The 14,080-nt window shown below is 75.6% G+C and carries 13 protein-coding genes and 1 pseudogene; 9 read left to right on the plus strand and 5 right to left on the minus strand.

Annotated features, from left to right (window positions below; translation table 11 throughout):
* From J1M40_RS01000 to J1M40_RS01010, 3 genes are read left to right on the plus strand one after another with little or no spacing between them, the layout of a single operon-like run.
* Positions 1 to 969: a metallophosphoesterase gene (locus tag J1M40_RS01000; protein WP_036314271.1), complete on the plus strand. Its 969-nt coding sequence runs from the start codon at positions 1 to 3 to the stop codon at positions 967 to 969.
* 41 nt (positions 970 to 1,010) lie between these two features.
* Positions 1,011 to 2,849: an ABC transporter ATP-binding protein gene (locus J1M40_RS01005; protein ID WP_119217833.1), complete on the plus strand. Its 1,839-nt coding sequence runs from the start codon at positions 1,011 to 1,013 to the stop codon at positions 2,847 to 2,849.
* Complete coding sequence (locus tag J1M40_RS01010) at positions 2,846 to 4,711, plus strand: ABC transporter ATP-binding protein (RefSeq protein ID WP_144819985.1); 1,866 nt, start codon at positions 2,846 to 2,848, stop codon at positions 4,709 to 4,711. The genes J1M40_RS01005 and J1M40_RS01010 overlap by 4 nt, the downstream gene beginning before the upstream one ends.
* Before the next feature lie 65 nt (positions 4,712 to 4,776).
* Here J1M40_RS01010 and J1M40_RS01015 read toward each other — a convergent pair whose 3' ends face one another.
* Together J1M40_RS01015 and purD are read right to left on the minus strand one after the other, a co-directional pair.
* A complete protein-coding gene (locus tag J1M40_RS01015; RefSeq protein ID WP_119217831.1) occupies positions 4,777 to 5,724 on the minus strand; it encodes a phosphoribosylaminoimidazolesuccinocarboxamide synthase in 948 nt (315 codons plus the stop codon).
* On the minus strand, positions 5,721 to 7,010 hold the full coding sequence (gene purD / locus J1M40_RS01020; RefSeq protein WP_119217830.1) for a phosphoribosylamine--glycine ligase: 1,290 nt from the start codon (positions 7,008 to 7,010) through the stop codon (positions 5,721 to 5,723). Before purD ends, J1M40_RS01015 begins: the two co-directional genes overlap by 4 nt.
* 62 nt (positions 7,011 to 7,072) lie before the next feature.
* On the opposite strand from purD, the gene J1M40_RS01025 reads away from it, so the two are divergent.
* Complete coding sequence (locus J1M40_RS01025) at positions 7,073 to 7,342, plus strand: hypothetical protein (protein ID WP_119217829.1); 270 nt, start codon at positions 7,073 to 7,075, stop codon at positions 7,340 to 7,342.
* Positions 7,343 to 7,384: 42 nt separating this feature from the next.
* On the opposite strand, the gene J1M40_RS01030 is transcribed toward J1M40_RS01025, so the two are convergent.
* The 3 genes and pseudogenes from J1M40_RS01030 to J1M40_RS01040 all read right to left on the minus strand — a co-directional run.
* Positions 7,385 to 8,014: a response regulator transcription factor gene (locus tag J1M40_RS01030; protein ID WP_060973807.1), complete on the minus strand. Its 630-nt coding sequence runs from the start codon at positions 8,012 to 8,014 to the stop codon at positions 7,385 to 7,387.
* Positions 8,011 to 9,381, minus strand: a complete 1,371-nt coding sequence (locus J1M40_RS01035) for a sensor histidine kinase (RefSeq protein ID WP_119217828.1) — start codon at positions 9,379 to 9,381, stop codon at positions 8,011 to 8,013. Before J1M40_RS01035 ends, J1M40_RS01030 begins: the two co-directional genes overlap by 4 nt.
* Before the next feature lie 9 nt (positions 9,382 to 9,390).
* Positions 9,391 to 9,537 (minus strand): annotated as a pseudogene (locus J1M40_RS01040) (integrase core domain-containing protein); the annotation flags it as partial.
* 306 nt (positions 9,538 to 9,843) lie between these two features.
* Here J1M40_RS01040 and J1M40_RS01045 point away from each other — a divergent pair.
* From J1M40_RS01045 to J1M40_RS01065, 5 genes are all read left to right on the plus strand, one after another.
* A complete protein-coding gene (locus J1M40_RS01045; protein WP_049146829.1) occupies positions 9,844 to 10,995 on the plus strand; it encodes an ABC transporter permease in 1,152 nt (383 codons plus the stop codon).
* 79 nt (positions 10,996 to 11,074) lie between these two features.
* Positions 11,075 to 11,872: an ABC transporter ATP-binding protein gene (locus J1M40_RS01050; protein ID WP_041103971.1), complete on the plus strand. Its 798-nt coding sequence runs from the start codon at positions 11,075 to 11,077 to the stop codon at positions 11,870 to 11,872.
* A gap of 81 nt (positions 11,873 to 11,953) precedes the next feature.
* On the plus strand, positions 11,954 to 13,027 hold the full coding sequence (locus tag J1M40_RS01055; RefSeq protein ID WP_049146831.1) for an asparaginase: 1,074 nt from the start codon (positions 11,954 to 11,956) through the stop codon (positions 13,025 to 13,027).
* Positions 13,024 to 13,425 carry a sterol carrier family protein gene (locus J1M40_RS01060; RefSeq protein ID WP_044658863.1) on the plus strand — a complete coding sequence of 134 codons (402 nt, stop codon included), beginning with the start codon at positions 13,024 to 13,026 and terminating at the stop codon, positions 13,423 to 13,425. Before J1M40_RS01055 ends, J1M40_RS01060 begins: the two co-directional genes overlap by 4 nt.
* A gap of 283 nt (positions 13,426 to 13,708) precedes the next feature.
* Positions 13,709 to 14,080, plus strand: a 372-nt coding sequence (locus J1M40_RS01065; protein WP_206450374.1) for a hypothetical protein, incomplete at its 3' end; no start/stop codon positions are given.

Below are 14,080 nucleotides of genomic sequence, written 5' to 3' on the forward strand. Positions count from 1 at the left end.
ATGCGCCCCGCCGCCTCCCCCGCCCGGCGCATGTTCCGCGCCGCAGCGCCTGCCGCCGCCGGGCTGGCCGCGACGGCGGGCCTCGGCCTGGCCTGGGGCCTCGCCGAGGCCGAGGCCCGGACGGTGCGCACGCACCGACTGGCCGTGCTGCCGGCCGGGTCGGCGCCGCTGCGGGTGCTGCACCTCTCGGACATCCACCTGCTGCCCCGGCACCGGGCCAAGCGGGCGTGGCTGCGCGGATTGGATGCACTCGAGCCGGACCTCGTGGTCAACACGGGTGACAACGTGTCCGCCGCGGCGTCGGTGCCGCTCGTGCTCGACGCGCTCGGGCCGCTGCTGGCGCGGCCCGGCGTGTTCGTGCCCGGCTCCAACGACTACTACGCGCCCAAGGCGGCCAACCCCCTCCGGTACTTCGCGGGCCCCTCGCGCATGGACGCGGACCGGCCCCGGCTTCCCTCCGACGTCCTGTTCGGCGCGTTCCGCGCCGCCGGCTGGGCCGACCTGACGAACCGGGGCGCCGCTCTGGCCGTGCCGACCCGCGCCGGGACCACGCTCGAGGTCCTCGCCGCCGGCACCGACGACCCGCACCTCGGTCTGGACGCCTGGGCCGGCTTCCCCGGCTCCGCGCCCGACGACGGCGCCGGGCGGCCCGGCGACGACGGGCGGTTCCGGCTGGGCGTCACCCACGCCCCGTACCGCCGCGTGCTGGACGCCATGACCGCCGACGGCGCCGACCTGCTGCTCGCCGGCCACACCCACGGCGGGCAGGTGTGCGTGCCGTTCCTCGGCGCGCTCGTCACCAACTGCGACCTGCCCCGCCGACAGGCCTCCGGGGTCTCGACGTGGACGGCCGCGGGGCGGACCGTCCCCCTCGAGGTGTCGGCCGGCCTGGGGACCGCGCCGTCCGCGCCCGTGCGGTTCGCGTGCCGGCCCGAGGCCGTGGTGCTGGACCTGGTCCCGCGGGGCTGAGCCGCCTGTCCCGTCCGCGGCCGCGGGTACAGTGGAGCCCCGTGACCCGCGCCACCTCTCCCGCCGCCTCGTCCCTGCGTGACGCCCTGGGCGGGATCGCACCGTACCTCGAGGGCGTGCGGGCGCGCTGGGTGCTCGGGCTCGCCTCGGCCACGGCGGCGGGCCTCGTGGCCCTGGCCATCCCGCAGGTCATCCACCTGCTCGTGGACACCGTGTTCACGCAGACTGTGCTCGCCGGGCCCTCCTCCCCCGACTCCCGCGCGGACGTGTGGCGGGCCGCCGGCCTGCTCACCGTGCTCGGCCTCGCCGAGGCCGCGTTCATCGGCCTGCGCCGGTACTTCATCCTCCCGCCGGCCGCCGGGGTGGAGAACCGGGCGCGCATCGCCCTGTTCGAACGGCTCCAGCGCCTGCCGGTGGCGTTCCACGACGCGTGGCCCTCGGGGCAGCTGCTCTCCCGGGCCCAGGGCGACCTCTCGCTGCTGCGGCGGTGGATCGCGTTCGGCTCGGTCATGCTCGTGGTGGACGTGGTGACCATCGCCGTCGGCCTCGTCCTGCTGTTCCTGCTGTCCTGGCAGCTGGCCCTGCTCTACCTCGCCGCGGCCGTGCCGATCATGTGGGCGTCGTTCGGGTTCCGCAACGACTTCCGCGCCGCGTCCCGGCTCTCCCAGGACCAGGCCGGGGACCTCGCCACGTCCGTCGAGGAGTCGGTGCACGGCATCCGCGTCCTCAAGGCGTTCGGCCGCGGCGCGCACGCCCTCGACGGCTTCCGCGGGCGCGCCCGCACGCTGCAGGGCACCGAGGTGCACAAGGCCTCGGTGCTGGCCCGGTTCATCGCGCTCATCGTGGCCCTGCCGGAGACGGTGCTGGGCCTGGGCCTCGCCCTGGGCCTGTGGCTCGTGGCGACCGGGGAGCTGACAGTGGGCGCGCTCGCCGCCTACTTCGCCACCGCGGCCGTGCTGGCCGGGCCGGTCGAGTCGGTGGGCCAGCTGATGGGCATGACGCTCTCGGCCCGCACGGCGATCGACCGCCACGTGGACGTCCTCGCCACGCCCGTGGACATCGCCTCGCCCACCGGGGAGGCCGCCGTCGTGCCCCCGGCCACCGGCGCGCTCGCGTTCCGCGGGGTGCGCTTCCGCTGGCCGGACGCGGACCCGGGGCGCGGGGAGCGCGACCTGCTCGACGGCGTCGACCTCGAGCTGGTGCCCGGCGAGACGATGGCCCTGGTCGGCGCGACCGGCGCCGGCAAGTCGACGCTGCTGCAGCTGGTCCCCCGGCTGCTCGACGTCACGGCGGGCTCCGTCTGCGTGGACGGGGTGGACGTGCGCCAAATGCCGCTCGAGGAGCTGCGCCGGCGGGTGTCCGTGGCGTTCGAGGACGCCACGCTGTTCTCCGCGACCATCCGGCAGAACGTGCTGCTCGGCGCCCCGGCGGACGTGCTCGCGGACGGCCTCCACTCCCCCGCGGCGGACGCCCTGCTCGACCTCGCGCTCGAGACCGCGCAGGCGGGCTTCGTGGCGGACCTGGCGGACGGCGTCGAGACCGAGATCGGCGAGGAGGGCCTCAGCCTCTCCGGCGGACAGCGCCAGCGGATCGCCCTCGCCCGCGCGATCGCGGCGCGCCCGGACGTGCTCGTGCTGGACGACCCCCTCTCCGCCCTCGACGTGCGCACCGAGGAGGCCGTGACCGCGCGCCTGCGCGAGGTCCTCGACGGGACGACCACCCTGATCGTGGCGCATCGTCCCTCCACCGTGGCCCTGGCGGACCGGGTCGCGGTGCTGGCGGACGGGCGGATCGAGGACGTGGGGACGCACCCCGAACTGCTGGCCCGCAGCGCCGTGTACCGGCACATCATCTCGAGCCGACCGGAGGAGCAGGCATGAGCGCCGCCGACGTGAGCCGCGTGCGCGGCGTGGGGGCCGAAGAGGACCTCGACTACACCCGCGCGGAGCGCCGCTACATCCGGCGCCGGTCCTTCCGGCTGCTCGGCGAGCTCGCGCGGCCGGTCCGGGGGACGCTGCTGCTCACCGTGGTCTTCGTGCTCGTGTCCAACGCGGCGCGGGCGGCCGGGCCGCTGATCATCGCCTGGGCGATCGACGCGGAGCTGCCGCGCGTCGTCGAGGCCGTGCGGGCCGACGAATCCGTCTGGCCCATCCTCGTCCCCGTGGGCGGGGCGTACGTGGCGGCGGCCCTCATCTCCGGCGGCCTCCTGGGGGCGTACACGTGGCTCACCGCGCGGGCGAGCCAGGCCATGCTGCTGAGCCTGCGGCTGCGCGTGTTCCGGCACACGCAGCGGCTGAGCCTCGGCTTCCACGAGCGGTACACGTCCGGGCGGGTGATCTCGCGGCAGACCTCGGACCTGGAGGCGCTGCGGGAGCTGCTGGACCAGGGCGTGTCCTCGCTCGTGTCCGGGCTGATGTTCATGTCGTTCACCGCGGCGTCCATCCTGCTGCTGGACCCGCCGTCGTTCCTCGTGCTGCTGGGTGCGGCCGTGCCGGTGGCGATCGTGACGCGCTGGTACCAGGTGCGGTCCGAGGAGGCGTACCGGCGGTCGCGGGTGTCCTCGGCGCGGTCGATCGTGCACTTCGTGGAGACCATGACCGGCATCCGCGCGGTCCAGGCCTTCCGGCGGGAACGGGACAACGACGCGCGGTACCGCGACTTGGCCACGGCCTACCGGGACGACATGGTGGCCACGCTCAACCTGTTCGGCATCCTGCAGCCGGTGCTCGTGGCGACGGGCAACCTGACGGTGGCGGCGCTGCTCGTGACCGGGGGCCTGCGCGTCCTCGACGGCGACCTCGAGGTGGGGGTGCTCGTGGCGCTCCTGCTGGCCGGACGGCGCGTGTTCCAGCCCATGGAGATGGTGGCGATGTTCTACTCGTCGCTGCAGTCCGCGACGGCGGCGCTCGAGAAGGTCTCCGGCCTGCTCGAGGAGGAGCCCACCGTGGTGGAGGCCGCCGAGCCCACGCCGCTGCCCGGGGCCGACGCTCCGGGGACGGGCGTGGCGTCCGGGCGGGTGGAGTTCCGGGACGCGGTGTTCAGCTACGGACCGGACCGGGTGGTGCTGCCGGAGTTCGACCTCGTGATCCCGGCCGGGCAGACCGTGGCCGTGGTGGGCCAGACGGGTGCGGGCAAGTCGACGCTGGCCAAGCTCATCGCCCGGTTCTACGACGTCTCTGCCGGCTCGCTGACGCTGGACGGGGTGGAGCTGCGCGAGCTCAGCCAGGCGGATCTGCGGCGCAACGTGGTGATGGTGACCCAGGAGGCGTTCCTGTTCTCCGGGTCGATCGCGGAGAACATCGCCCTCGGCCGGCCCGACGCCACCGAGGCCGAGATCCAGGCGGCCGCCCGGGCGGTGGGGGCGCACGACTTCATCCTGGGGCTGCCCGAGGGCTACGCGACCGACGTCGCCAAGCGCGGCGGGCGGCTGAGCGCGGGACAGCGGCAGCTCGTGTCGTTCGCGCGGGCGTTCCTCGCGGACCCCGCCGTGCTGATCCTGGACGAGGCGACGTCGTCGCTGGACCTGCCGAGCGAGCGACTCGTGCAGGCCGGGCTGGAGCGGCTGTTGGGGAACCGGACGGCCCTGATCATCGCCCACCGGCTCAGCACCGTCGAGACCGCCGACCGGGTGCTCGTGATGCACGACGGCCGGATCGTCGAGGACGGCAGCCCCGCCGAGCTGGTGGCGGCCGACGGGCGGTTCGCGGCGCTGCACCGGGCCTGGGAGGACTCGCTCGCCTGACGGGTGGCGCGCCCGACGCGCTTTCGAACGTGGCAGAGGGCCTACCCCACGTTCGAAAGTGCGGGTCAGGCGTCGAAGGGGCGGCCCGTCAGGCGCTCGTACGCCTCCACGTAGCGGTCGCGGGTCTTGGCCACGACGTCGGCGGGCAGCTCCGGCGGGGCCTCCCCGCTGGTCTTGTCCCAGCCGGAGTCGGGGCCCGTGAGCCAGTCGCGGACGAACTGCTTGTCGAAGCTCGCCTGGGGGCGGCCGGGCTCGTAGTCCCTGGCGTCCCAGAACCGGGAGGAGTCCGGGGTGAGGACCTCGTCGCCCAGCACCACCTGGCCGGTGGCAGGGTCCACACCGAACTCGACCTTCGTGTCCGCCAGGATGATGCCGGCCTCGCGGGCGATCGCCTCGGCGCGGGCGTACAGGTCCAGGGTGAGGAACCGCAGGCGCTCGGCGGCCTCGGTGCCCACGCGCTCGACCATCTGCTCGAACGTGATGTTCTCGTCGTGCTCGCCGACCTCGGCCTTCGCGGACGGCGTGAAGATCGGCGGGTCGATCCGCGAGCCGTCCACGAGCCCGGCGGGCAGCGGCAGGCCGGCCACCGTGCCCGACGCGCGGTACTCGACCAGGCCGGACCCGGTCAGATAGCCGCGGGCGATGCACTCCACGGGGAACATGTCCAGGCGCTTGACGATCATCGCCCGCCCGGCCACGGCCGCGGGCACGTCCGTGCTCACCACGTGGTGCTCGACCGGCTCGGCGTGGGCCCCGTTGTAGCCCTCGGCCAGCTTCTCGAACCACCACAGGGTCAGCCGGGTGAGGATGGCGCCCTTGTCCGGGATCGGCGGCTCCAGCACGTGGTCGTAGGCGCTGATCCGGTCGGAGGCCACCACGAGCAGCGTCGCGGACCGCCCCGGCTCGGCGTCAGCGGGCTCGTACAGGTCCCGCACCTTGCCCGAGTAGACGTGCCGCCAGCCCGGCAGCTCGAGGGCCTCGGCCCCCGTGAACCCCACGCGCTCCCCGCTCACTTCGCTCCCTCCGTCCCCGGCACGGTGATCTCGCCGCGCTCGGCCTTGAGTCCGATGTCCGTGCGCCACTGGGCGCCGTCGAACCGGATGCGCTCGACGCCCGCGTAGGCGCGCTCGCGCGCTTGGGCCAGGTCCGCCCCGCGCCCGACGACGGCCAGCACCCGGCCGCCCGCCGTCACCACGTCCTCGCCCTGCGCCGCGGTGCCGGCGTGGATCACGTGCACGCCCTCGAGGGCGGCCGCGTCGGCCAGCCCGGTGATCACGTCGCCCCGCGAGGAGGAGGCCGGGTAGCCGGCCGAGGCCATGACCACGTCCACGGCGACGTCGTCGCTCCACTCGAGCCGGCGGTCCGCGCCGAGCCGGCCGGCCGCGGCGTCGGCGAGCAGCCCGCCCAGGGGCGTCTCGAGGCGGGCGAGCACGGCCTGGGTCTCGGGGTCGCCGAAGCGCACGTTGAACTCGATGACCTCCACGCCCTTGGCGGTCACGGCCAGGCCGCAGAACAGGACGCCCGTGAACGGGGTGCCGCGGCGGGCCATCTCGGCGAGCACGGGGCGGGCCACGCGGTCCATGACCTCGTCCGTGAAGCCCTCGGGCAGCCACGGCAGCGGCGTGTACGCGCCCATGCCGCCGGTGTTGGGGCCGGCGTCGCCGTCGTGGATGCGCTTGAAGTCCTGCGCGGGGGTGAGGGCGACGGCGTCCTCGCCGTCGCAGATCACGAAGAGGGAGACCTCGGGACCGTCCAGGAAGTCCTCGACCACCACGGTGCCGCCGACGGCGAAGCAGGCCTCGGCGTGGGCGAGGGCCTCGGCGCGGTCGGAGGTGACCACGACGCCCTTGCCCGCGGCCAGGCCGTCGTCCTTGACGACGTGGGGGGCGCCGAACTCGTCGAGGGCGGCGGCGGCCTCCGCGGCGGTGGTGCACACGCGGGAGCCGGCGGTGGGCACGCCCGCGGCGGCCATGACCTCCTTGGCGAAGGCCTTGGACGCCTCGAGCTGCGCGGCGGCCTGCGAGGGGCCGAACACGGCGAACCCGGCCTCGCGCAGGGCGTCGGAGACGCCGGCGGCCAGCGGGGCCTCGGGACCGACGACGACGAGGTCGGCCCCCAGCTCGCGCGCGAGCTCCACGACGGCGGCCGGGTCGGTGGCCTCGACGGCGTGGAGGGTGGCGAGGTCGGCCATGCCGGCGTTGCCGGGCGCCGCGTGGAGGGCGCTGACCTGCGGATCACGGGAGAGGGCGGTGAGCAGCGCGTGTTCGCGGCCGCCGTTGCCGAGCACAAGGGTCTTCACGAGCCTCAAGCCTACGCGGTGGCCCTGGCCCGGCCCGGCCCGTGGCCCCTACGGTGGAGCGCATGACGATGCCTCCCCTCCACCACGGTCAGCCCGGCGACGACCGCGATCCCCGCGACCCCCGCCACCGGCCCGGTGCGGGGCTGGGACCCGGGCTGCGGTCGGTCTGGACGTTCGTCGGCGTGATGTTCACGTGCGCCCTGATCGTCTTCTGGACGCTGCGGGGGCTCGGCGTCCAGCGCGGCGACCTCAGCCTGCCCGCCGCGCTCGGCGTGCTGGCGCTGGCGGCCGTCGCCGCGGCGGTGATCACCCGGTACGTGCGGCGCCGCTGAGCGGGGCTGGGCCCTCCAGGGTCGGCCGCCCCGGCCTGTCCGTCAGCGGATGATGCGCCGTCGCCGGGCCTCGTCGACGGCGCGGGTGCGGTTGTCCACGCCGAGCTTCTGGAAGATGTGCACCAGGTGCGTCTTCACGGTGGCCTCGGAGATGAACAGCTCCTTCGCGGCCACCTTGTTCGTGGCGCCCCGCGCGATCAGCTCGAGCAGCTGGATCTCCCGCTCGGACAGCACCTCGGAGCCGCCGGACATGCGCCCCATCAGCGTGGCCGCGACCTGCGGGGCCAGCGCCTTGCGTCCCGCCGCCGCCTGCCGCACCGCCGAGGCGATCTCCTCGCTCGGGGCGTCCTTGAGCAGGTAGCCGGCGGCGCCCGCGTTCACGGCCGCGAGGATGTCCGCCTCCGTGTCGAAGGTCGTCAGGATCAGCACCTGCACCCCCGGCCACCGCTCCCGCACGGCGCGGGTGGCGGTCACGCCGTCCATGCCCGCACCCATCTGCAGGTCCATCAGCACGACGTCCACCGCGGGCTCGCCCGCCTCCAGGACGCCGATCGCCTCCGCCCCGTCGGCGGCCTCGGCCACCACGGTCAGGTCCGGGTGCGCCTCGACGACGGCCCGCACCCCCGCCCGGACCACGGGGTGGTCGTCCACCAGCATCACGCGCACGCTCATGCGGTCTCCTCGCTCTCGGTCTGCTCGGGATCAGCGCTCCGGCCGGCCCCGGCGGCGACCAGCGGCACCCGCAGCGCCACCACGGTGCCCTCGCCGGGGGCCGACTCGACGGTGGCCTCGCCGCCCACCGCCGCGAGGCGCTCGCGCACGCTCGCCAGTCCCACGCCGGTCCCCACCCCCAGGTCGGCACCGGCGGCTCCGGCCCGGGCGCGGGCCGCGACGACGGCCGGGTCGAACCCCGCGCCGTCGTCGGCCACGTCCACCGTCAGCTCGTCGCCGAGGTAGCCCAGCGTGACGCGGGCGCGATGGGCGCCCGCGTGGGCGCCGACGTTCGCCAGGGAGGCCTGCACGGCTCGCAGCACGGCGGTCTCCACGGCCTCGGCGACCGCGACCGGCTCGCCCACGACCTCGACGTCCGCGGCCACGGGTGTCCCGGCGGCGGCCTGCCGGTCGGCGAACCCGGTGACCGCTCGTTCGAGCGCCTCGATGAGGGACGGCGCCCCGGTGCCGCGCAGGTCGCGGACGAAGCGGCGGGACTCGGCGAGGTTCTCGGCGGCCGTGGCGCGCACGGTCTCCATGCGCTGCCGGGCGAGGGCGGGGTCGGCGGCGTCGAGCGCGTCCTGGGCCGCGCGCGAGACCAGCACGATCGAGGCCAGCCCCTGGGTGAGGGTGTCGTGGATCTCGCGGGCGAGCCGCTCCCGCTCGGCGCTCACCCCCGCCCGGTGCTCGGTGCGCGCGAGCTCGGCCTGCGCGGCGCGCAGCTGCTCGGCCACGGCACGCTGGCGCTCGGACTCGGCGTGCAGGGCGCGGTACGCCCCGGAGAGCACCACGGCCACGGCGGCGCCCACCAGCGGACCGATCACGGCCGGCACCCGCACGCCACCGGCGCCCGCCGCCATCCCGGCCACCACGACGACGGCCATCGCCACCACCAGCGCGGGCCCGACCACGTGGCGCACCCACGCCTGCCGGGCCACCCGGTCGACCACGTGCAGGACGACGAAGAAGAGGGGGAAGGCGACCCACGCGAAGTCGCCGTGGTGGGCCACGAGCAGGCCCCACAGCAGCAGCACCAGGGCCAGCCAGGCGACCGCCGGACCGCGGCCGACGTCGTCGCCCCGGGCCCACCGGCGCCGCTCCAGCACGGTCCCGGCCAGGTAGACGCCCGCCAGCGCGGCGGTCAGCAGCACCAGGGTGGTGGCCGGGAACGGACCGGAGGACGCCTCCGGGGACCGGTCCGCGAGCGCGCGCGCCAGCCCCACGGTGAGCAGCGCGGCGAACGTGACGTGCAGGGCCACGCGCAGGCCGGCGAGCACGGCAGTGGTGCCGGTCTCGGTGGGCGCGGCGGCGCGGGGTGCGACGGACATGGCTCCACCCTAGGTGTAAGAGGTCATGACGTTGTTGACTCGGGCCGGGGCCAACGAGGCCGGAGGGGCGTCCCCGCAGGAGGTATGAGGCCGATGGTAGTTGTAGTGGTTCACCCACACTGCCAACGCCTCACGCCGGGCTTAGCGTGAGTCATGAGTGGGTCTCTTCTGGCAGGTGGGTGGTGTAGGAACTTCCATCCTGCCGGGCGGGGCCCGCTCGTCTCATCTCAGCCCGTACCCCGTGGCAAGAACCTCATGACCCACAACACCTAGGGCGCACCCCGGACGCGACGACGGCCCGCGGCCCCGGGGCCGCGCCGCCCCGGGGCCGCGCCGCCCCGTCGCCGGAATCAACCATTCGGTTGACCGGGTCCAGCCGCCGCGGGCGATGTGGCGACCCCTGCCCGCGCGAGACCGTGGAGGCAACCTCAGGACAGACCTCTCCAGGAAAGGACGCGCCCCGTGTTCCTCGCACTCCGCGACCTCCGCTTCGCCACCGGACGGTTCGCCCTCATGGGCTCCGTGGTGGCCCTCATCAGCCTGCTGCTCGTCATGCTCTCCGGCCTCACGGCCGGCCTGGGCGGGCAGAACACCGCCGCGATCGACCGCCTCGGCGAGCAGGGCGTGCAGCGTCTGGTCTTCGGCGGCGCGGCGGGCCAGGAGCCCACCGCGTCGTTCACCCAGTCCGAGTTCACCGTGGCCCAGCGCGACGCGTGGGCGGCCACGGACGGCGTGGCCTCCGTCGAGCCGCTCGGTGTGAGCCAGGGCCGGGCCATCGGCCTCGAGCACCCCGTGGACACGGACCCGCAGGGCCGCGCGGACGTGTCCGGCGAGCCCACCACCGGCGTGGCCACCACCGCGTTCATCGGTCTCACCCCGGGCGGCTCCGACGCGCCGGCCGGCGTCGAGCCCGGGCAGATCGTGCTCAGCCAGGACGTGGCCGACTCCCTCCACGCGCAGGAGGGTGACGCCGTCGCGGTCTCCGGCTTCGTCTACACCGTGGCCGACGTCGTGCCGACCGAGTACTACTCCCACTCCCCCGTGACGTGGCTGGCGCTCGAGGACTGGAACGCCATCTCGCACACCGCCGACGACGCGGTGCTCGGCACCGCCGGCCTGGTGCGCTTCGACGCCGGCGCCGACGTCGACGCCGTGGCCGCCGCCGGTGACGACGCCGCGGGCACCGTCGCCGAGACCGTGAAGGGCTCCTACGCCGCCCTGCCCAGCTACCGGTCCGAGAACGGCTCCCTGATGACCATGCAGGGCTTCCTGTACGGCATCTCGGCGCTCGTGGTGATCGCGTTCCTGTCCATCTGGACGGTGCAGCGCACCCGCGACATCGCGGTGCTCAAGGCCCTCGGCGGCTCGAACGGCTGGGTGCTGAAGGACTCGCTCGCGCAGGCCGCGTTCGTGCTCGTCGGGGGCGTGGCCGTGGGCACCGGGCTGGCCGCCGTGGTCGGCGCGTTCGCGGGGCGGGCCGTCCCGTTCGAGCTCTCGTGGGCCACCACCGCGGTGCCCGCCGCCGGGGTCCTCGTGCTCGGCATGCTCGCCGCCGTCGTCGCGGTCTACCGCGTCACCCGGATCGACCCGCTGGTCGCCCTCGGCGGCAACTGACCGCCCCGACGACGGCGCCGCCCGGCGCCGTCGTCCCCCTCGGCTCCGCCTCGCCCCCGCCTGGAGAAAGGACCTCCCCATGACCACCCTCACCGCCCCGCAGGCCGACCTCGACGCCCTCCGCACCCCGGCCGCCGCGGCCGCCCACCGCGTCGCCGGCGAGCGCCCCGCCGCCGCGGCCGACGCCACCCCCGCGCTGTCCGTGCGCGACCTCGTGCTGGAGTACCCGGACGGCGAGCGCGGCGTGCTGCGCGCCCTGGACGAGGTGAGCCTGGACCTGCTCCCCGGCACGTTCACCGCGATGGTCGGCCCGTCCGGCTCGGGCAAGTCCTCCCTGCTGGCGGTGGCCGCGGGCCTGGTGACGCCCACCTCCGGCTGCGTGTCCGTGGCCGGCCGCGAGATGGCCGGGCTGTCCCGGAAGGAGCGCACCGCGCTGCGCGGCCAGGAGATCGGCATGATCTTCCAGCAGCCCAACCTCATCCCGTCCCTCACGGCGGCCGAGCAGCTGGAGCTGACCGTGCACCTGGACCGTGACGCCACCCGCGCCGACCGCAGGGCCGCCAAGGCGCGGGCCCTGGAGCTGCTCGAGCGTGTGGACCTGGCCGACCAGGCCGGCAAGCGCCCGCACCAGCTCTCGGGCGGTCAGCGGCAGCGCGTGAACATCGTGCGCGCGCTGATGGCCTCGCCGACGCTGCTGCTCGTGGACGAGCCCACCTCCGCGCTGGACCGCGAGCGCTCGGCCGCCGTCGTGGACCTGCTGGGCACGCTGACCCGCGAGGAGCAGGTGGCGACGCTCATGGTCACGCACGACCACGAGTTCCTCTCCGCCACGGACCGCACCCTGACCATGGTGGACGGGCGGCTCTCCGCGGAGTGAGCCGGTGATGCCGCCGGACCTGACCCGGCCCACCGGCCCCGGACGCCCGGCGCGTCTGGGGCCCTCGCTACCCTGGACCGCATGACCCACGCCACCGTCGCCCCCGCGGGCGAGACCTTCGCCCTGTCCGACGCCGTCGAGCTCGTGGAGACCGTCCGCAACGGCTTCGTCGAGTCCCGCACGGCGGGCGCCGCCGTCGTGACCGGCCCCGACGGGCGGGTGCTGGCCGGGCTCGGCCCCGCAGACGCGCTGATCTACCCGCGCTCCACGCTGAAGCCGTTCCAGGCCATCGCGTCGCTGCGCCACGGGGCGGCGCTGGCAGGTGAGGCCCTGTCCATCGCGTGCGGCTCGCACCGGGGCACGCTCCGGCACCAGGCGCTGGCCGAGCGCATGCTCGCGGACGCCGGCCTCGACGCGTCCGCCCTGCGGTGTCCGCCGGCCTGGCCCGCGGACACCTCCGAGGTCGTGGCCCAGGTCCGCCGCGACGGCGAGGCCGCCGCCGCGACCCCGCTGGCCTTCAACTGCTCCGGCAAGCACGCCGGCTTCCTCGCGGCCTGCGCGGCATCCGGGCACGACGTCGCCACGTACCTCGACCCGGCGCACCCCCTGCAGCGCGAGGTGGACGCGGTGATCGCCGAATACTGCGGCGAGCCGGTGGCCCACACCGGTGTGGACGGCTGCGGCGCCCCCGCCGCCGTCATCTCGCTGGCGGGCCTGGCCCGCGGCATCGGGCGGGTCGCCGCGGCACCCGGCCGCGCCGACGCGGACCCGCACGCGGCCGCCGTCGCCACCGCGATGCTCGAGCACCCGTGGGCCGTCCACGGGGAGACGAGCTCCAACACCGTGGTGATGCGCGAGCTCGGCCTGCTCGCCAAGGCGGGCGCGGACGGCGTCCTCGTCATGGCCGCGCCGGACGGCACGGCCGTGGCCGTCAAGGCGCTCGACGGCGGCACGCGGGCCGGCGACCTGGTCGCGCTCGCGCTGCTGGCCCGGTTCGCCCCGGACCACGTGGACCGGGCGACGCTGCCGGGCGTGCTGGCCGCCGTCGTGCCCCCGGTGCTCGGCCGGGGTGAGCCGGTCGGTGAGATCCGCCTGGCCGCGCCGGTGCGGGACCTCGTGGGGGACGTCCTGCCGGCCTTCGAGGCGCGGGCGTGACCACCGGCTCCGTGCCCCGCCGCCGGGTGCCTGTCGTCGAGGGCCACGCGGCGCTGCTGGCGTGGGCACGCGCCCACGAGGAGGACCCCGCGGCGGCCGCCGCGCTGCCGCGCCCCACGCGGGCCATGGCGGTGCGCTTCGCGCTCGAGGAGCTGGCGACCCGCGTGCCCGGGAACTCGGTGGAGGTGCGCGTGCCGCCCTTCGGCGTCGCCCAGTGCCTCCCCGGGCCCCGGCACACCCGCGGCACCCCGCCCAACGTGGTGGAGATGGACGCCGTGACATGGCTGTCCCTGGCCACGGGGCTGACGACCTGGGAGGACGCGACGGCGGCCGGCGGCGTGCGCGCCTCGGGCGTGCGGGCCGACCTCGGCGCGCACCTGCCGCTCGTGCGGCCGTGAGCGAGGGGTGTCCGGCAGTCCTCTCGGCGGCACCGACCGTTCGAACGTCGGCACCGTTCCTCGTCGCGGGATGCAGCTCTGCCGATCCCGCCCCGGACACCGCGGCGAAGGCACAGCTCGCCCGTGCCTGCGGGCAGGTCGTGCTCCCGCTGGAGGAGTATCAGGCCGCGGTCGACGAGCTCAACGTCACGCAACGCGCCGGCCAGAGCGTGCTCCGGGAGTGCCGCCACCGCCGCGGGCACGCGCGACTGGCCCCAGCGGCCGACTCGATAGACTGGCGCGCATGACCTCCGCCCCCGAGCCGACCCCCGATCAGCGCGCCTACACCGTCCGTCGCGCCCCGCGGCTGACCGCGGTGCTCGCGGTGGCGCTCGCGCTCGGCCTGCTGATCGCACTCGTGATTACCACCGCGGTCCACGCCTCCCCCACCCCGCCCGCGGACCCGTACTCCGGCATCCCGCTCTCCTTCTCGGAGACGTTCGGCTTCGCATCGCTGCTGAGCATGCTCGGCACGAGCGTGCTCGGGCTGCTCGTGTGGCTGCTGCTGGACCGCCGCTCCCGGTCGACCGCGCGCACCGTGGTCCTCGAGCGCACCGACGACCCGGCCGTGGCGGACGTCCGCCTGGACCGTGTGGACGCGGGTGCCCCGCCCGCC

It is taken from the genome of Micrococcus sp. KRD026, from assembly GCF_017168445.1.
GTDB classification, from domain to species: Bacteria; Actinomycetota; Actinomycetes; order Actinomycetales; family Micrococcaceae; genus Micrococcus; species Micrococcus luteus.